Raw genomic sequence first — 17874 nt, 5'->3', positions numbered from 1 at the left:
GCTCCACCCGAAGGGGAGTGTTTTTTGTCTCAGTCGCAGAGATACCGCCGCTCGAACTCCTCAGCCGGGATGGCCTTGGAAAACCAGAAGCCCTGCGCGCCGTCGCAGTCCAGCGAGCGGAGGAGCTGCACCTGCTCCTCGGTCTCGATGCCCTCGCAGATGACGTTGTAGCCCAGCCGTTTGACCAGATGCACGATCTCACGCAGAAAATCGGTGCCCCGCGCGTTGGAGCTGCACCGGGTCAGAAAGAGCTTGTCCAGCTTGATGGTGTTCACGGGGATATCCACCATGTTGTTCAGCAGGGAACCGCCCGCGCCGAAATCGTCCAGTGAGGTCTGCATTCCATCGCTCTGGAAGGAGGAAAGCAGGCGCTTCACCCGGTCGTACTCCGAGACCACCGCTGTCTCGGTCAGTTCGATCTCCAGCATCCGGGCGTTGATGCTGTGCTTTTCCAGAATTTCGCTGTACTCCTGGGTGGGGGCATCCTCCCGGGCCAGCACCGCCGAGGCATTCACCGCAATGGGCAGCAGCCGGTGCCCGGCCTGTGCATTGCGCTGCAGGAACTGGGCCACCTGCTCGAAGATGTACAGATCCAGCTCAACGATGCGGCCTGTGGATTCCAGAATGGGAATGAACTGGTCGGGGTAGACCACGGTGCCGTCCGGCTTGATCCAGCGGGTCAGCGCCTCAGCTCCGATGACCGAGAGATCCTTGGGCGAGAACTTGGGCTGGAGGTACAGTTTGAATTCGCCGTTCTCAAGCGCCTGCGGCAGGCCGCTCAGTAGCTCACCGGTCAGGGTCTGCTTGACCTCCAGCTTTTTGTCAAATTGGACAGCAGACACGCGGGTATTGCTGTGCACCTGCTTGCGGGCAAAGTTTGCCTTGTCGATGGCGGCCGATGCACTCAGGCAGCCGGGCTCAATGGCATACACACCCATCCGCACCCGCAGGCGTACCTCCGGGTAATGCTGGGCCTGATACTGCTCAAACTGGTGGCAGAGCGTGTCTGCATAGTGGAGCGGGCCTTTCTCGTCGCGGCAGGAGAGGTAGAGTACGAACTGGTCGCCCACCACCCGGCACAGGAAGCACTCGCCCCAGTGGCGGGCCGCCTCGATGAGGAAATCGCTGAATTCCTTCAGCAGCTGATCACCGGTGGCGTAGCTGTATTTTTCGTTGAAGTATTTGAAGTTCTCGAAGTCACAGTAGAAGATCTGAAAGCCCTCGGCGTAGCCGCCGATGATCTTGTGGAAGACCTCCTCCTTGAAACGGGAAAAGGCCAGCAGGCCGGTCAGTCGGTCGAACTCGGGGGCAGAGGTCATGCCGCGGCTCACGGCGTTCACGGCCAGATGCTTGCTCAGGTAGGCGTTGATGATCTTGGTGATCTCGCCCAGCTCCCGGCGGTTCTGGGGTGTCCAGTACCGCTTGCTGCCGCACACCACATAGGCAATGGCACCCTGATACTCGCCCTCGCCGTACATGGCAGCGTAGACCACTGTCTGGGCTCCGCCCTGCATCAGCAGCGCACGCCCCTGCGGCGAGTACATCCCCATGTTGTCGGCCTGCAGCACGGTGGTGCCGTATTCATCGTAGCTGTGGAACAGGGTCAGGAAGTCCTCCTTGGTATAGGATTCACCGTTCAGAGGCACCGGCTCCGCGCGGGGAGAGGTCCACTGGAACTGCCGGGAGATGCTGCGTTCCCGGATGTGGGTGTCCACAATGGTGATGCGGTCCAGCTGCAGCCGGATGCCGACGATCTTCAGGAAGAGGGGAATGGCGGTCTCAAAGCTGTTGTTCTTCTCAAACAGTTCAAAGGCGGTGGAGATCAGGTCGTTGTGCAGGTAGCGTGCATCGATATCGGCCGTTTCCGGGGCGGCAGGAACCGCCTGGGCATAGCGTCGCAGATTATCGCAGAACACATACTGGTTGCGGCCGTTCTGCTTGGCCTGATACAGGGCCCAGTCCGCGTTTTCGAACAGCTGGTCAAAGGAATAGCCCGCTGTGTTTTCAGGCAGGAAGCAGGCACCAATGCTGCAGGTCATCCGGTAATCATTTTCCCAGAACTTCACCTGTTGCACGGATTCCGAAAGCTGGCGGGTCTTCTGGAGCAGGGTGGTGTTGGGGATATCCTTCAAAAACACCACGAACTCATCACCGCCGAACCGCACCAGAATGTCGCTGGAGCGGAACAGGGTGCGCAGCAGCCGGGCAAACTCCTGCAGGACCTTGTCGCCGAACAGATGGCCGTAGCAGTCGTTGACGTTCTTGAAAAAATCCAGGTCGATGACCAGCATTCCGCAGGAGGCATAGGGATCTTTGGCCTGCAGATAGCGGTCAATGAGCTCCTTGCCGGTGCGGTTGTTATACAGCTGGGTCAGGGAATCGTGGCGGGCCTGCTCCAGCAGCTCCTGGGTCTGATTCTTCTGGTCGGTGATGTCCTTAGCGTAGCCCACATAGAGCGTGCCGCGGGCGGGGTCCTCGACCGGGCGGGCATCCACCTCCCGGGAATAATACACCCCCTCCGGCGAGACAAAGCGCATCTCCAGCGGGCCGTACAGCTCACCGGTAAGCAGAGCACGCATCTTCCAGCGATCCTCCGCGAAGATCGTGGCGTGCTCCGGCTTCTCGGAGCCAAGGTAGGCATCCAGTGTCTCCAGCGTGCGGCTCTGGGTATCGTAGGCCCGCAGCTGATCCAGACGGGGGTCATATTCCAGCAGGAAAAACCACCGATGCACAAGAAACTGCATCAGCAGGGGATTGTTGATGATCGAATCGATAAACTGAACAGGGACATCCATGGCCGATTCCCCACTTTCCGCTTTTTAACCAGTATAACAAAATATGGAAGATGCATCAAGGCAAAACACAAAAATTTCATGGAAAGCGAAAGAAATTTTACCGAAAGCTCTGTCGGAAACGGTTTCGGTGCTCCCGCTCAGGCCGGAACGCCCCACAGCTCGAGCGTGGCACCGGCGGCAAGCCGGACGTTGGTGTCCACGGTCAGGGTCAGCCTGCCGAGCTTCTGGCTGGCATCCACATTCTGGCCGCTGCTTCCGGCAGGCAGAACGACCGCGGGCGGTGCACCCGTGGTACCGGATGCGGCAAAACAGAGATACTGCCCGAAGCAGGGAAGTGCCTGAAAGCTGGCAAAGGTGCGGGTGGGCGGGCTGGACATCGAGCTGCTGGCAGCACAGGGGGCAGAAGCACTGAGCAGCTGGGCACCATCGCTGGTGCTGCACACCCAGTGCAGCGTGCCCTTGGATTGGCTGCTGCCTGCCTGAAACAGCACCTTCAGCGCCTGCAGTTCGGTGGGAAAGGTGCGCTCAAAGCTGGCAGCGGCGGCGTTCAGGGACACCTTTTCCAGCAGTTCCCACTGGCCGGGATCGCTGGGGTCACCCTTTGGGCCCTGGGGGCCGGGTTCTCCCTGCGGGCCTTGCGGGCCGGGCTCTCCTTTGGGGCCGGTGGGTCCTGCGGCACCGGGTTCTCCCTGCGGTCCGGGTTCACCCTTTTCGCCCCGGAATGCACCGCTTTCCACAGCTGCTTTCAGCCGGTCGAGCAGGGCCTGCCAGGCGGGCGTGCCGGGCTGGGGCAGGGTGCTGTCCTCAGTGCCGGAGTTTTCGGCCACGCAGTAGTACACGTCCGCGCTGGTCAGGGTACGGGTGCCATCGGTGCCCTCAAAGGTGATGCGCCCCTCCCCGGGCACAGCCGTGATGAGGGCGGGCACCTCCACAAGGCCGTCTGCCACCAGTGTGGAGGGGGCAGCGTTCCCATCCGGCAGGTGCCAGAAGGCCCGCAGGGTCATGCCCTGCCACTCGCCGTCGGCTTCCACCCGCAGGGCGTAGATGCCCCGGTTTTTGGTGTAGCCGAAGCGGAGCAGGCCATCGTACCCCTGCAAAGCAGCCCCGCCGCCTGAGGATAAATGGATCTGACGTTCGATCATACAGTTTCACTCCTTTTGTCGTGTTTTTTGCGTTCAAAAAGCTTGACTTTGGTTAGAGTTTCCGGTAAGATTGTGAAAAGACCGTAGATGGTTTGGTGGATAAAATCTAACCAAAATCAGCTTGTGAGGCTATAATATCTGATTAAATTCAGAAAGTCAAGGAAAAATCTGAATCCGGTTAGAAAACCGGCGTTCTGCACAAGAAGGAGTGCAAAATTTGTGTTTTATGACTGCTACACGGCCCTGTGTCAGGCCAGAGGAATCAGCCGCAGCCGGGCAGCGCAGGAGATGGGCTTGAGCAACTCCACAGTGACCAAATGGAAAAACACCGGGGCGACCCCCTCGGGCGAGACGCTGGCCAGGGTGTCCGCCTATTTTGGCGTGCCGGTGGGGGAACTGCTGGGCGAAGCCTTCCCGTCGGTGCAGGAGGAGCGGAAGCTGCCCGAAGGGGCTGTCCCGTTCGATCCCGCCCTCACGGCTCCGCTGCTGGGCACGGTGCGTGCAGGCCTGCCCATGTATGCGGAAGAAAACATTGAGGGCTACATCCCCATCACCCGGAAGGACGGGGCACGGTACTTCTGGCTCCGTGTCCGGGGCGACAGCATGAACGCCGTGGGCATTTCGGAAAACGATGAGATCCTGGTGCGGGAGCAGCCGGAGGTGGAAAACGGCCAGCTTGCTGTGGTGATGGTCAACGGCGATGAAGCCACCGTGAAATATTTCCGTCAGGAGGGTAGCCTTGTGGTCCTGACCCCCAAAAGCTTCAACCCTGTGCACCAGCCCCAGATCTATGATCTGAAACGGGTGCAGGTACGGGTGGTCGGCCTTGTGGTGGAGTGCCGCAAGGTGTTCTGAAAAAAGAAGATGGCCCCTGCGGGACAGAATAGGAGGCTCGCTATGAAATGGAGGACCGTTCTGTGCACAGCACTGTTTTTGTGCGGTACCGTGCTGCTTTCTGCCTGCGGCGGGGGAGAAATGCCCGCGCCTGCGGAACCGCCCGCTTCCAGTGAGGTATCGGCTCCCTCTCAGCCGGAGGAAGTGCCCGCCCCCTCGGAATCGGCTTCTTCCAGTGAACCGGAGCCGCTTCCGAAACCGGAACCGCCCAAACCGTGGGATGGCATGGTCGTCCCGGAAGGCTGTAAGGCAGAGTGGAAAATAGAGCAAGGCAAGCTGGTATTGGTCAACTATGAGTTTACGAATGGGACAAATGTGATCCTTCCGACGGGAAAGCCGTACAGTATCGGTGCGAATTGCTTTATGCAAAATTGGAAACTAACTGGGATAACAATTCCAGGAGATGTGATTGAAATTCAGCAGTCTGCATTTCAAGAATCCGGACTAAAACAGATTTACATACCAGCCAGTGTTAAGGAATTGAAAAATGATATATTTGCGGACTGTTATTCACTTACGACTGCAACAATTGAAAATACACCAATGACAGGTCAGCGCATATTTGCCCGGTGTAAAGCTCTGCAAAGTGTGCAGCTTGGCGAGGGCGTGATACAAATTGAAGAAGGCGCATTTGAACATAGCGGCCTGAAAGAAATCACTTTGCCGGAAACGTTGACACGAGTAGATGACTGTGCGTTTTCTTACTGTAAGTTGAATACAATTATTTATCCGGGCGACTGGGAAGCAAAGAAATCTGTGCTAAAAATTGGAGAAGAAAACGAACTGCTGAAAACAGCAACCCAAAGTTAAGCCACCAAAAACAAACGCCGTCTCTTGTGCAAAAAGGCAAGAGACGGCGTTTTTGCGTGGAAAAACCGAAACGAAAAATCAGCGATGAATAGCTTGTTTATCAATCTGACCGGAATTTGTGCAACAAAAAACCTATAAACCTATTGACATTCTAGGAAAATGGGTATATCATACGGCCAACGGAAACAAACATCCGCAAGATCAGGAGAAAAGGAGGGGAACAGACATGGATTGGAATGTGATGGCGCAATATCTGCCGCAGTATGAAAAAGCGGCCTGGCTCACCCTGCGTCTGGGCGTGGCCGGTATCTTCTGGGCCATCCTTGTGGGCCTTGTCTGCGCCGTGCTCCAGTACGAAAAAGTGCCGGTGCTGCGCCGTATCGTGGGCGCTTATATTCAGCTCAGCCGGAACACGCCGCTGCTGGTCCAGCTGTTCTTTCTTTATTACGGCCTGCCCAAGATCGGCATCAAGACCAACGCCGAGCTCTGCGGCATTGCAGGCCTTGCCTTTCTGGGCGGCAGCTACATGGCCGAGGCCTTCCGCAGCGGGCTGGAAGCCATTGAACCCATCCAGACAGAAAGTGCCCTGAGCCTTGGCATGAGCCAGCTGCAGACCATGCGCTATGTGGTGCTGCCGCAGGCGGTCTCCATCAGTATGCCGGCCTTTATGGCCAATATCATCTTCCTGCTCAAGGAGACCAGCGTGTTCAGCGCCATCAGCCTGATGGATCTGATGTTCACGGCAAAGGACCTCATCGGCCTGTACTATAAGACGGCCGAGAACCTTTTCCTGCTGGTGGTGTTCTACCTCATCATCCTGCTGCCGGTGTCCCTGCTGGGCAGTTGGCTGGAAAGGAGGCTGCGCTATGCCGGATTTGGGTCTTGAAGTCCTGCTCAAGGGCAAAAATATGGTTCGCCTGCTGGGCGGTCTGGGCGTGGCGCTCAAGATCAGCGCTGTGTCTGTCCTTCTCAGCCTGCCGCTGGGCATCCTGCTGGGCGTGCTGATGACCTTCAAAAATCCCATCCTGAAAGCTATCCTCCGGGTGTATCTGGAATTCATCCGCATCATGCCCCAGATGGTGCTGCTCTTTCTGGTGTATTTTGGCACCACGCGGGCCTTTGGCTGGGATCTTTCCGGCGAGACGGCGGCGGTCATCGTGTTCGTGCTCTGGGGCACGGCCGAGATGAGCGACCTCGTCCGCGGTGCCCTCATCGCCATCCCGAAGCATCAGTATGAGAGCAGCGAGGCGCTGGGCATGAGCCGGGCGCAGACCTATTGGTATATCATCATCCCTCAGACGGTGCGGCGGCTCATCCCGCTGTCCATCAACCTCATCACCCGCATGATCAAGACCACCAGCCTGGTGTTGATGATCGGTGTGGTGGAGGTGCTCAAGGTGGCCCAGCAGATCATTGAGGCCAACCGCACCGCCAGCCCCAACGCGGCGTTTGGCATCTACCTCACCGTGTTTATCCTGTATTTTCTGGCCTGCTGGCCCATCAGCCTGCTGGCCGGTTATCTCGAAAAGAAATGGAAGTGACTGTTATGGCAGAGCCGATCCTGACTGTAGACCATCTGGTAAAAAGCTACGATGGCAAGACCAATGTTCTGGATAATGTCAGCTTTGCCGTCAAGCCCGGTGAGGTTATCGTTGTGGTGGGCCCTTCCGGCTGCGGCAAAAGCACCCTGCTGCGCTGTCTGAACGGTCTGGAGCCGGTGCAGGCGGGCCGGGTGAAGCTGGGCAGTGAGACGGTCGCCTACGGCGGCAAGAATCTGGCGGCCCTGCGCCAGCGCATCGGCATGGTGTTCCAGAGCTATGAGCTTTTCCCGCACCTGACCGTGCTGGAAAATATCCTGCTGGCCCCCACCAAGGTGCAGAAGCGCCCCCGGGCTGAGGTGCAGCAGGAAGCCGAGGCCCTGCTGGACCGCGTGGGCCTGCTGGCCAAAAAGAACAGCTATCCCCGGGAGCTTTCGGGTGGTCAGAAACAGCGTGTCGCCATTGTGCGTGCGCTCTGTATGCACCCCGAGATCCTGCTGTTCGACGAAGTGACCGCCGCCCTTGACCCTGAAATGGTGCGCGAGGTGCTGGATGTCATGCTCGACCTGGCCCGTGAGGGCAAGACCATGGTGATCGTCACCCACGAGATGCAGTTTGCCCGGGCAATTGCCAGCCGGGTGCTGTTTCTGGACGATGGCCGTATTGTGGAGGAAGCGCCCCCGGCAGACTTCTTCGACCACCCGCAGACCGAACGTGCACAGCGCTTCCTGCGCACGTTCACCTTTGATACGGTTGCAAAGCAGTGAGAAATGTGCAGCAGCCCATTTCCACTTTGAACCTTTTTGTCTGATGCTGTGAAATGATGTCACAGATCATGGATAGATTTTTATATGGGAAAGAAAGGAAAGGAGTTACTACCATGAAAATTAACAAGATCTCTCGCCGTGCCTTCCTGCTGGGTCTGGGCGCAGTTTCCACCGCCGCCCTGCTTTCTGCCTGCGGCGGCAGCGCATCCTCCTCCTCTGCCGCAGCTGCTGACAGTGACGTGTTCCGCACGCTGGACGAGATCAAGGCGGACGGCACCGTGAACATCGGCGTTTTCTCCGACAAGAACCCGTTCGGCTATGTGGACGAGAATGGCGAGTATCAGGGCTATGATGTCTACTTCGCCCGCCGCCTGGCCGAGGATCTGGGTGTGGAGGCAAATTTCGTTTCCACAGAGGCCGCCAACCGCATTGAGTACCTGCAGACCGGCAAGGTCGATATCATTCTGGCAAACTTCACCGTCACGCCCGAGCGCGCTGAGGAGGTGGACTTTGCACTGCCCTACATGAATGTTGCACTGGGTGTCATCTCTCCCGACAGCAATGTCATCACCAGTCTGGACAACTGGAACGCCGACAATCAGATGATCGTCATTTCCGGCACCACCGCCGAGACCTACCTGACCAAGGAATATCCCGACATTCCACTGCAGAAGTATGATTCCTATGCAACCGCCAAGAACGCCTTGGAAAATGGCAATGGCGCTGCATGGGCCAACGACAACACCGAGGTCATCGCCTTTGCAAAGCAGAATTCCGGCTACACGGTGGGCATCCCCTCTCTGGGCAGCCAGGATACCATCGCCCCCGCTGTGAGCAAGGGCAACACCACCCTGCTGGACTGGATCAACGACGAGATCAAGAGCCTGGGCGAGGAAAGCTTCTTCCACAAAGATTACGAGGAGACGCTGGTGGATACCTACGGTCTCGACTATGAGGATGAGCTGGTCGTTGAGGGCGGCGAGACCAACGCATAAATCTGAATTTTAAGATGCAGTAATGAGAAACACCCCGTGCAGAAATGTACAGGGTGTTTCTTTTGTGTGAATCTGTGCAACGATGTATTGACAATGTTGCACAATGTGAATATAATAAAAGTAACAAAGGAGCGTGAGAGTATGACGACGGTAAGTGTCCGGATGGATGAGAACCTGAAGCGGGATTTTGATGAAATCTGCAATGAACTGGGCCTTTCGATGACAACAGCCATTACCATGCTGGCCAAGAAGATGACGCGTGAAAAACGTATTCCGTTTGAAGTCTCGATGGATCCCTTTTATAGTGCATCCAATATGGCCGCCCTGAATGACAGCATTGAGGAAATGCGTCAGGGAAAGACTGTAACGAGAACGCTGGAAGAGCTTGAGGCTATGGAACATGAGTAAGATCACCTTCACAGAGCGGGCCTTTGCGGAATATCTGTATTGGCAGTCTCAGGATAAAAAGACGCTGAAACGAATCAACGCATTGCTCAAGGATATTTCGCGCAGCCCGTATGACGGCATTGGAAAACCGGAAGGGCTGAAAGAAAATCTCAGCGGGTATTGGAGCCGCCGGATCGATGATGTGAACCGGCTGGTCTATCGCATTGAAAATGATCTGATCGAAGTGTACCAGTGCAAGGGACATTACGACGATTGAAGCAAAAAAAACGAGGACGGCCAATGGCTGTCCTCGTTTTGCTGTATCTGGGGGATTATACTTCCTCGGTCTCATCCTCGTCGTCGTCCTCCTCGTCGGCGAGAGCTTCTGCATGGATGCGCTGGCGCAGACGGGTGCGGAACTCCTCGGCGGGGATGCCGCTCTGGTTGGGGGTCAGGTCCGGGGCGGGCTTGCCGTCAGGCAGGTGGGCACCAAAGGCTGGCACAAAGAAGAACTTGCGCACGACAAAGATCAACGCAATGGCACCCACGCTGATGAGGTTGTCCAGAGCCGATTCGTGGCCGACCACCATGTGGCGGGCAATGGCGTAGAGCAGCACTTCCAGGCTGCTGCCGGGGCTGTGCTTGGCCAGCATCTTGATGAACTCCACGCCGATGACGATGTCCAGCGCCCGCTCAAGGAAGCCGCGGATCTCTACATCGTTGCCATCAAACAGCAGGCCCGGCATCCACTTGAGCAGGGGAATGAAGCTGAGCAGCAGGCCGATGAGCACCAGCCCGGACAGCACGATTTCCAGCAGGGTGGAGGCCTGAATGATGTAGCTGCGCAATGCCTTGCGGCTGCGGCTCTCAACGTGGGAGGAGTGCGGGGTGTCGGAAGGATGGGACATGGTGCGGCATCTCCTTTGCTCAAAATCGTGAAACGAAAAAAGCTGACAAACTTTTCTTAAGTTTAGCAAAGGATTTGAGCAAAGTCAATGAAATGTGCCGAATTTTCTGGGAATTACTGGACGGCTACATAGCCGGAGTGCTCAATGCAGGAACGGCCTGCATCGGTGGAGAGCCACTCGTAGATCCTGCGCTCCGGGCTGTCGGCAGCGGAATCCTGCAGGATGGCGGCATAGAATTCGTTGCACAGCGGGTAGCTCTGGTCGGCAATCGTCTCGTTGGAAGGGGTCACGCCATCCACGGCCAGCAGCCGCAGACCGGGCTTGGAGTACATCTGGTCGATGTAGTAGTAGACCGAGAAACCGATGGCGTTGGCAGAGTTGTTATACTCTGCAATGCTGTCCACCAGCTCACCCATGGCGGTGGGGGCCAGCTCGGTGGGGGCTTCCATCAGCGGGCCGCCCTGGATCAATAGCTTCTGGAACAGGGTCTGGCTGCCGGAGTCCGCCCGCCGCTGGAATGCAATGATCTCCTGATCCTTGCCGCCCACATCTTTCCAGTTGGTGATCGTTCCGGCGTAGATGTCCTTGAGCTGCTGCAGGGTCAGGCTCTGCACGGGGTTGTCCTCGTTGACGATGAACACCAGCGCGTCCCGGCCAATGGCCTTCTGCTCCAGCGGGTCACCGTCAGCCTTCAGCTCCTCCTTGACGGATTCCGGGGCCTCGTAGGCGATGATGAGCTTGACCGAATCGCCGTAATTGTTGCCGTACAGGCCCAGGTTGCGCCAGGCCTGGGCCGTGGTGTTGGTGGTCACGGCGCTCCGGGCGGTCTCCAGATCCAGCCCGGTGGTATCGGCCATGATCTGTGCGATCAGCGGGATGCAGGCCGTGCTGCCATCCGTAATGGGGAATTCATCCACGCTCAGGATGGGCTGTGCGGGCATTTCACTGGCGGCAGAAGAGGAGGGTGCCTCAGAATCAGGCTGAGACGGTGCCGCCCCCGAATTGGAGGAGGCAGGCACGGTATTGCAGGCAGAGAGCAGGGCGGCGGTGGATGCCAGACCCAGACCGGTCAGAAACGCGCGGCGGGAAATTTTGACAGTACGCATGGAAAAACCTCCTTAGAAGAAATCGTTGTCCATTTCGTCGTTGCTGGAAGCGAAGATGCTCTCGGCGTAGAGCCACTGGCCGGTCAGGTCCATCCAGCCGCTCTCAAAGCCCTTGACGGCAGCGAACACGCCCTCAGGCAGGCCGTTGACGCTGTTGGCGTAGTACCCGGCACAAGTGCGCAGACCGCTCACCACCACATTGCCGTCGCTGTCCAGAACATCGTAGAGCCAGCTGCTGCCGGGGCCGTTGTAGCAGCCGTAGAAGTAGATGCCGTCCTCAGTGGAGAGCAGGGGCGAGTAGTAGTTGTAGGTCTCATTCAGCTTGGCCGGATCGAGGGTCTTGTGGATGCCGTCCGGCCCGCAGATGTGGATGGCCGTTGCGTCATAGTTGTCATTATCATCCTGCTGGACCCAGGCCCAGCCGTTCCCCTCGGGGTAAATATGGGTACGCACCTGATTTTCCACCGGGTCGATGGTGGTATCGGTCAGCAGAACACCGGTCTGCAGGTCGAACACCCGCACGGTGCCGTCTACGGCATAGATGGCCAACGTGGCATCATCCGTATTGGCATCGTAGAGGTCTTTCTCCTCGCCGGTGAGCAGGTCGTGGAACAGATACCGCCCCGCCATTTCGGGGGTGGAAACTTCGGGCTCCGTGACTGCTGCGCCGGGCACATAATACCGGATGGGCTGGTCATATTCGCAGAGCACGGCGCTTTGCTCCGTGCTGACCAGATCCACCAGCTGATATCTGCCATCGTGATACAGGCTGACCGTGCCTGCACCGGTGTACTGCTGGTAACCGGTCAGCTCCTCGCCGGTGGTGGGGTTGTACAGGCTGTCGGTACCCGTCGTGCCATCCTCGTTGTAGTGGCTCACCACCAGCCAGTCGGTGGGGGCGGAGCTGTCGCTGCTGCTGGCATAGAAGCTGGAAAGGCCGGACAGCTCTGCCTGATAGACCACCTCGCCTTGCCGATCCTGCACCTGTACAGCGCAGTAGGCGGTCAGATCATCGCCCCATTCGTTTTCCGGCACATAGTCTGCCGGGACATTGCAGACTTCAAAGGCCAGATAGCTGCCTGCTATGCTGCATCCGTAGGCGTTTTTGGGCACAGCCAGCTCCTCACCCGTGGCAAGGTCGATCACCCGGCAATCGCCTGCGGCGTGGTTGTTGCAGGGAGCATAGGCCATCTGTTCCGGTGCGGTCAGGACCAGCAGGCTGCCGGTCAGGACGGCATCGTAGGCACGGTCAAAGGTCAGGATCTCCTTGCCGCTGCGGTCACACAGGGCGGTTGCCCGCCCGGTGGGGGTGCCGGGGGCTGACCACTGTCGCAGATAGTATCGCACGGTGCCGGTCAGGGTATCCGGCACCAGATACACGGTCTCACTGCTGGCGGCCTGATACAACACGGTATTGCCGCAGAGCACGGTGTTGCCTCCGTTGGAGCCGTTGCTGTACAGGATGCGCAGCTTGCCGTCGTCCAGTGAAGCTGCAGCGGTGCCGGGCACCTCCTCAGCCTGCGCGGGCTTGGAATCGGGCAGGGGCGAGGCCGGAGGCAGCAGGGAGCAGGAGGCCAGCAGCCCTGCCGCGGCAGACAGGCTGAGCACTGCACAGCCGATGCGGAGAACAGAACGTTTCATAAGCGTACCTCACAGGTTTGGCAGAATTTAACTTTCCTATCCTGATTATAATACGAATAAACCGGACGTTCAATTGCAATCGAACGTCCGGTCATGGTTACAGTTTTGTTACAGGGGCGCTTCAGGCCTTGGCAGCCTCGGCTTCGTCCATCCGCACCAGCTGACGCAGGAAGGGGAAGAGGAAGGGCACGGTGACAAAGAAGGTCAGCACATCGGCGATGGGCTGGCAGATCTCAACACCCAGCAGTCCAAAGGCCCGGGGCAGGGTGAGGATGAGTGGGATGAAAAACACGCCCTGACGGCAGCAGGCCAGAAAGGTGGCCCGGCCCGATTTGCCGATGGACTGGAACAGCATGTTGCCTGCCACGATCACGGGCTGCAGCAGCATGGCAAAGCACTGGTAGCGGAAGGCGGGCAGGGCCACGGCGGTGACTTCGGGATCATCGCGGAAGAGGCGGATGAGGGTCTCGGCATTGAACCAGCAGGCGGTGAGAATGACAGAGAGGAAGCAGAAGCTGGCTGCCATGGTGAACAGGCAGGCCTGCTGCACCCGGTGGTACTTTTTGGCACCATAGTTGAAGCCTGCCACCGGCTGAAAACCCTGACCGGTGCCGATGGCCACCGAGATGATGAACATGAAGATGCGGGAAACGATGCTCATGCCGGCCACGGCAGCGTCGCCATAGCCGCGGGCGGCGATGTTCAGCAGCATTCCGCCAATGCTGTTCAGGCCCTGACGGCCAAAGCTGGGCATACCGGTCATCAGGATGGTGCCGAACTCCGCCGGACTGCGGGTGACAGCCGTGATCCGGAACTGGCTGACCGTTTTGCCCCGCAGGAACATGGACAGCAGGATGCAGAAGCTGATGGTCTGGCTTAGAGCCGTGGCAAGGCCCGCACCGGCGGTGCCCATGCCCAGCCCAAAGATGAACAGCGGGTCCAGCGCAATGTTCAGCAGGCCGCCGGTGACCAGGCCAATCATGGCAAAGCTGGCCTTGCCCTCATAGCGCAGGATATTGTTCATCACCAGACTGGACATCATAATGGGAGCGGCCAGCAGGATGTACCGCGCGTAGGCGCAGGCATGGGGCAGGATGGTCTCGGTGCTGCCCAGCAGCATCATAAAATCGGGCAGGGTGAGCAGGCCTGCCGCTGTGATGATGCCGCCGAACACCAGCGCTGTGAAGAAGCTGGTGGAAGCAAACCGGGTGGCGGCAGCGGTGTTCTGGCTGCCCAGGCTGCGGCTGATGATGCTGCCGGAGCCGTGGCCCAGCATGAAGCCCAGCGCCTGGAGAATGGCCATCAGGCTGGAAACGATGCCCACCGCACCGGATGCGCTGGTGGAAATCTGGCCCACAAAAAAGGTGTCGGCCAAATTGTAGATGCTGGTGATGAGCATGCTCAATATCGTGGGAGCCGCCAGACTCAGGATCAATTTCGGGATGGGAGTCTCCGTCATTTTGCGGAACTGCTCCGCGCTGCGGTCGGCATTTGCCATGAAAAAACCTCGCTTTCTCTTTGACACGATCTTTACATAAAAAACATTCGTCCCCAGTATACTGCGGGAACTGTTTTGTATCAACCAATTCCTTGCCGGGGTTATTGCAGCAAAAGACCGCCCTGCCCGGCGGCAGAGCGGTCTTGGGTCATGGAAAGGAAAATGACAGTTACAGGGTCTTGCAGAACTCCTTCAGGTAGGCACGGAAAGCCTCGCCGATCTCGGGATGCTGCAATGCCAGCTCCACCTGAGCCTCCACCACACGGAGCTTGTTGCCCATGTCGTAGTGGGTGCCGGTGAACTCCACGGCGGTCATGCCGCCGCAGTTGCGGGCATACTCGGCCATGGCATCGGTCAGCTGGATCTCGCCGCCTGCACCGGGTTTGGTGTGGGCGAGGATATCGTAGATCTCAGGGGTCAGCAGCACACGGCCCAGAATGGAGTAGTTGCTGAACTCCTGGCCCTTCTTGGGCTTCTCGATCATGTCATCCACAAAGAAATAGTTGTCGTGGATGGGGGTGGTCTTCAGGCTGCAGTAGCGGCTCACATCGGCCCAGGGCACAGCGGAGACACCGGCAGCCGGGCGGCCAAACTCCTCATAGGCGCGGATGAGCTGGGCGCAGACAGGGTCCTCGCCCCAGATCACGTCGTCGCCGTAGATGACCACGAACGGATCGTCACCGGTAAAGGCCTTTGCCATGCTCACGGCGTGGCCCAGGCCCAGCGTCTGCTTCTGGCGCACAAAGAAGATGTTGGCAAGGTTCGAGATGCCCAGGCACTCCTCCAGCATCTTTTCCTTGCCGGGGGCGGCCAGCTTTTCTTCCAGCTCGGGGCTGCGGTCAAAGTGATCCTCGATGATGCTCTGGTTGCGGCCCAGGATGATCAGAATGTCCGTGATGCCGGACTTGACGGCTTCCTCCACCAGATACTGGATGGCAGGCTTATCCACGATGGGGAGCATCCCCTTGGGCATGGCCTTGGTGGCGGGAAGCACACGGGTGCCCAGACCGGCGGCAGGGATGACAGCCTTCGTAACTTTTTTCATGGTTCGGAACTCCTTCATCATATCATTTCAGGCTGAACGCTCAGCCGTAGACCAGATGGATCAGGGCATCCACATTGGGGCCAAGCAGCAGGGTGAACGCGCTGCCGATGACCATGAGCAGGACCAGACAGCCGAGCACGGCGGCCCAGCTGGTGCCGCCCTGAGCGCAGAGCACGGCTTTGCGCTGTGCCGCGTCCGGGAACTCCGCGCGGATGCGGCGGATCTTTTCGGCGGCACTCTGGCGGTAGAGCCACTTGCCGTACAGGCCGCGCACGATCATCAGCAGGAAGCTGAGCACCGAGCAGACCCGGGAAAGGGTGAGCAGGGTGGAGGTGGAAAGCCCCGGGGCCAGGCTGCTGTCCGTGATCTGCAAAAGGTCAATGAAGGTGGGCAGGGCCAGCACCAGCTCGGCGGCCAGAAAGGCGAACGCGGGCTTCCACGCCTTGCGGTAGAAGAAATAGAACGGGCCGAACAGCATGGCCGAAAAACTCATGGAGGTCTTGGTGTGGGACAGCTGCATCCGGCAGTAGGCGCTCAGGTAGGCAGGGGAAGCCGGGCCGATGAAATCCGCCCAGTCCTTGCAGGGGATGCCGTCCATGACCTCTTCCTTGCCAAAAGCCGCCTGATAGGTCTGACGCAGCGGGTCTACCTGCGGGGCTCCGGTCTCCTGGAACTGGCGGTAAAAGGTGGAGTAATCAAACTCCTCGCTGTGCTCATCCGAATCGGCACGGTCTGCGGGTTCCTGTGCCCCCTCCGGGGGCAGGGCCGCACCGCAGCAGCGGCAGACAGACTCACTGCGCAGGGTGCGCTCGCCGCAGGCAGGGCAGGTGCACAGCTCACTTTCCTGATAAGGGAACTTCCACTCGTATCCGGCGGCGTGGGCCGGGGCATGGATGCAGCGGCCGAGCTTTTCATAACAATCGCGGTGATAAGGCGCGCCGCAGTCGGGGCAGACAACGATGTCGTCCTGCAGTGTCAGCGGCTTGCCGCAGCCCTCACAGGGGCAGCCATAATATTTGGGCATAAAATCCTCCCGGTATGCTAGTTGAACTTATTATACTCCCTTAAAAGAGAAAAGAAAAGGCAAAAATCTTCAAAATTCCAGTAGGTTGAGTATTTTTCCTCTTTACTTTATCATGGATTCTGGGTATACTAATGAAGTATCTGTGTATAAACTGTATCTTTTGAGGGATTCTTAAAATATGATTACTACTGACGAACTGAAAGTGCAGCTGGCCGATTACGGCACCGCTGTGAAGGACCTGGAGGAAGCACTGGCCATCGACGCTTCCCGCAAGCGCGTGCAGGAGCTGGAGCACACCATGAGCCGCCCCGGCTTTTACGATGACGCTGAGCTGAGCAAGAAGGTCTTTGATGAAGTGGGCGACCTGAAGGGCAAGCTGAACCGCTTTGAAAAGCTGCAGGGCCTGTACGATGATGCCGAGACCATGCTGGTGATGCTGGACGAGGAGTACGACCCCGACATGGTGCCCGAGGCAGAGGAAGCCGTGAACGCCGTGGGCAAGGCCGTGGACGAGCTGCAGCTGATGACCATGCTGAACGGTGAGTACGACCACAGCAACGCCATCCTGACCTTCCACGCCGGTACCGGCGGCACCGAGGCGCAGGACTGGGCCGAGATGCTCTACCGCATGTACAACAAGTGGGCACAGGCACACGGCATGACCGTGGAGGTGCTGGATTATCAGGACGGCGATGAGGCCGGCATGAAGAGCGCTTCCATGATGGTCAAGGGTGCCAACGCCTACGGCCTGCTCAAGAGCGAGAACGGCGTGCACCGTCTGGTCCGCGTGTCTCCTTTTGATGCCAACGCCCGCCGCCAGACCAGCTTTGCCTCTCTGGAAGTGATGCCCGAACTGGACAACACCATTCAGGTGGACATCCGCCCTGAGGACATCGAGATGCAGGTGTTCCGCTCCTCCGGTGCCGGCGGCCAGCACATCAACAAGACCTCTTCCGCTGTCCGTCTGATCCACAAGCCCACCGGTGTCGTGGTCAGCTGCCAGACCCAGCGCAGCCAGTTCCAGAACCGTGACTACGCCATGGAAATGCTGAAGGCAAAGCTGTATCAGATCGCAAAGCAGCAGCACATGGACAAGATCGATGACATCAAGGGCGTGCAGAATGAGATCGCCTGGGGCCACCAGATCCGCAGCTATGTGTTCATGCCCTACACCATGGTCAAGGATCACCGCACCAACTACGAGACCGGCAATGTCGATGCCGTGATGGATGGTGATCTGGACGGCTTCATCTTTGCTTACCTCAAGGCTGCCAGCCGCGGGGAACTGCAGGATACCTAAAATTTATCATAAAATGTCAGAGGG

At 58.4% G+C, this 17874-nt stretch carries 17 protein-coding genes; 9 read left to right on the top strand and 8 right to left on the bottom strand.

Going from position 1 to position 17874, the window contains the following annotated elements:
• Positions 1-29 precede the first annotated feature (29 nt).
• The gene (locus tag P0G09_RS04195) at positions 30-2795 is read right to left on the bottom strand and encodes a bifunctional diguanylate cyclase/phosphodiesterase (protein WP_275252017.1); all 2766 of its coding nucleotides are present in this window, start codon (positions 2793-2795) and stop codon (positions 30-32) included.
• A gap of 137 nt (positions 2796-2932) precedes the next feature.
• Complete coding sequence (locus P0G09_RS04190; protein WP_275252016.1) at positions 2933-3937, bottom strand: collagen-like protein; 1005 nt, start codon at positions 3935-3937, stop codon at positions 2933-2935.
• Positions 3938-4156: 219 nt separating this feature from the next.
• Here P0G09_RS04190 and P0G09_RS04185 point away from each other — a divergent pair, with 219 nt between their 5' ends.
• From P0G09_RS04185 to P0G09_RS04150, 8 genes are all read left to right on the top strand, one after another.
• Entirely contained in the window at positions 4157-4792 is a 636-nt protein-coding gene (locus P0G09_RS04185) for a LexA family transcriptional regulator (protein ID WP_097773676.1), read from the top strand.
• Between the two features lie 42 nt (positions 4793-4834).
• Positions 4835-5641 carry a leucine-rich repeat domain-containing protein gene (locus tag P0G09_RS04180; protein WP_275252015.1) on the top strand — a complete coding sequence of 269 codons (807 nt, stop codon included), beginning with the start codon at positions 4835-4837 and terminating at the stop codon, positions 5639-5641.
• Between the two features lie 226 nt (positions 5642-5867).
• Positions 5868-6527 carry an amino acid ABC transporter permease gene (locus P0G09_RS04175; protein WP_275252014.1) on the top strand — a complete coding sequence of 220 codons (660 nt, stop codon included), beginning with the start codon at positions 5868-5870 and terminating at the stop codon, positions 6525-6527.
• Positions 6508-7182 carry an amino acid ABC transporter permease gene (locus P0G09_RS04170; RefSeq protein ID WP_097786525.1) on the top strand — a complete coding sequence of 225 codons (675 nt, stop codon included), beginning with the start codon at positions 6508-6510 and terminating at the stop codon, positions 7180-7182. Before P0G09_RS04175 ends, P0G09_RS04170 begins: the two co-directional genes overlap by 20 nt.
• Positions 7183-7187: 5 nt before the next feature.
• Positions 7188-7946, top strand: coding sequence for an amino acid ABC transporter ATP-binding protein (locus P0G09_RS04165; protein WP_275252013.1), 759 nt, complete (start codon positions 7188-7190; stop codon positions 7944-7946).
• A gap of 119 nt (positions 7947-8065) precedes the next feature.
• Positions 8066-8941 carry a transporter substrate-binding domain-containing protein gene (locus P0G09_RS04160; RefSeq protein WP_342760519.1) on the top strand — a complete coding sequence of 292 codons (876 nt, stop codon included), beginning with the start codon at positions 8066-8068 and terminating at the stop codon, positions 8939-8941.
• 141 nt (positions 8942-9082) lie between these two features.
• Complete coding sequence (locus P0G09_RS04155; protein ID WP_035393578.1) at positions 9083-9349, top strand: type II toxin-antitoxin system RelB/DinJ family antitoxin; 267 nt, start codon at positions 9083-9085, stop codon at positions 9347-9349.
• A complete protein-coding gene (locus P0G09_RS04150; RefSeq protein ID WP_275252011.1) occupies positions 9342-9605 on the top strand; it encodes a Txe/YoeB family addiction module toxin in 264 nt (87 codons plus the stop codon). The genes P0G09_RS04155 and P0G09_RS04150 overlap by 8 nt, the downstream gene beginning before the upstream one ends.
• Positions 9606-9660: 55 nt before the next feature.
• Here P0G09_RS04150 and P0G09_RS04145 read toward each other — a convergent pair whose 3' ends face one another.
• The 6 genes from P0G09_RS04145 to P0G09_RS04120 form a co-directional block, all read right to left on the bottom strand.
• Complete coding sequence (locus P0G09_RS04145; protein WP_098924978.1) at positions 9661-10236, bottom strand: transporter; 576 nt, start codon at positions 10234-10236, stop codon at positions 9661-9663.
• A 113-nt stretch (positions 10237-10349) separates the two neighbouring features.
• On the bottom strand, positions 10350-11342 hold the full coding sequence (locus P0G09_RS04140) for a substrate-binding domain-containing protein (protein WP_117504815.1): 993 nt from the start codon (positions 11340-11342) through the stop codon (positions 10350-10352).
• Between the two features lie 12 nt (positions 11343-11354).
• A complete protein-coding gene (locus tag P0G09_RS04135) occupies positions 11355-12983 on the bottom strand; it encodes a DUF5046 domain-containing protein (protein ID WP_275252010.1) in 1629 nt (542 codons plus the stop codon).
• Positions 12984-13104: 121 nt separating this feature from the next.
• Positions 13105-14481, bottom strand: a complete 1377-nt coding sequence (locus tag P0G09_RS04130; RefSeq protein WP_275252009.1) for an MATE family efflux transporter — start codon at positions 14479-14481, stop codon at positions 13105-13107.
• Positions 14482-14650: 169 nt separating this feature from the next.
• Complete coding sequence (locus P0G09_RS04125; protein WP_035393570.1) at positions 14651-15526, bottom strand: UTP--glucose-1-phosphate uridylyltransferase; 876 nt, start codon at positions 15524-15526, stop codon at positions 14651-14653.
• A gap of 40 nt (positions 15527-15566) precedes the next feature.
• Entirely contained in the window at positions 15567-16550 is a 984-nt protein-coding gene (locus P0G09_RS04120; RefSeq protein ID WP_156060817.1) for an RING finger protein, read from the bottom strand.
• 178 nt (positions 16551-16728) lie between these two features.
• On the opposite strand from P0G09_RS04120, the gene prfB reads away from it, so the two are divergent.
• On the top strand, positions 16729-17850 hold the full coding sequence (prfB, locus tag P0G09_RS04115) for a peptide chain release factor 2 (RefSeq protein ID WP_005930411.1): 1122 nt from the start codon (positions 16729-16731) through the stop codon (positions 17848-17850).
• Positions 17851-17874: the final 24 nt, after the last annotated feature.

The sequence above is a fragment of the Faecalibacterium sp. DFI.5.82 genome (genome assembly GCF_029076575.1).
Lineage (GTDB): Bacteria > Bacillota > Clostridia > Oscillospirales > Ruminococcaceae > Faecalibacterium > Faecalibacterium duncaniae.
Note: the sequence above shows the minus strand (reverse complement) of the source record. Positions and strands in the feature narration are given on the sequence as shown.

Coding starts and splice junctions, on each gene's coding strand:
- P0G09_RS04135 (WP_275252010.1), bottom strand. CDS start 12,983: ATGAAACGTTCTGTTCTCCGCATCGGCTGTGCAGTGCTCAGCCTGTCT.
- P0G09_RS04165 (WP_275252013.1), top strand. CDS start 7,188: ATGGCAGAGCCGATCCTGACTGTAGACCATCTGGTAAAAAGCTACGAT.
- P0G09_RS04145 (WP_098924978.1), bottom strand. CDS start 10,236: ATGTCCCATCCTTCCGACACCCCGCACTCCTCCCACGTTGAGAGCCGC.
- P0G09_RS04195 (WP_275252017.1), bottom strand. CDS start 2,795: ATGGATGTCCCTGTTCAGTTTATCGATTCGATCATCAACAATCCCCTG.
- P0G09_RS04190 (WP_275252016.1), bottom strand. CDS start 3,937: ATGATCGAACGTCAGATCCATTTATCCTCAGGCGGCGGGGCTGCTTTG.
- P0G09_RS04180 (WP_275252015.1), top strand. CDS start 4,835: ATGAAATGGAGGACCGTTCTGTGCACAGCACTGTTTTTGTGCGGTACC.
- P0G09_RS04125 (WP_035393570.1), bottom strand. CDS start 15,526: ATGAAAAAAGTTACGAAGGCTGTCATCCCTGCCGCCGGTCTGGGCACC.
- P0G09_RS04140 (WP_117504815.1), bottom strand. CDS start 11,342: ATGCGTACTGTCAAAATTTCCCGCCGCGCGTTTCTGACCGGTCTGGGT.
- P0G09_RS04155 (WP_035393578.1), top strand. CDS start 9,083: ATGACGACGGTAAGTGTCCGGATGGATGAGAACCTGAAGCGGGATTTT.
- P0G09_RS04130 (WP_275252009.1), bottom strand. CDS start 14,481: ATGGCAAATGCCGACCGCAGCGCGGAGCAGTTCCGCAAAATGACGGAG.
- prfB (WP_005930411.1), top strand. CDS start 16,729: ATGATTACTACTGACGAACTGAAAGTGCAGCTGGCCGATTACGGCACC.
- P0G09_RS04175 (WP_275252014.1), top strand. CDS start 5,868: ATGGATTGGAATGTGATGGCGCAATATCTGCCGCAGTATGAAAAAGCG.
- P0G09_RS04120 (WP_156060817.1), bottom strand. CDS start 16,550: ATGCCCAAATATTATGGCTGCCCCTGTGAGGGCTGCGGCAAGCCGCTG.
- P0G09_RS04170 (WP_097786525.1), top strand. CDS start 6,508: ATGCCGGATTTGGGTCTTGAAGTCCTGCTCAAGGGCAAAAATATGGTT.
- P0G09_RS04150 (WP_275252011.1), top strand. CDS start 9,342: ATGAGTAAGATCACCTTCACAGAGCGGGCCTTTGCGGAATATCTGTAT.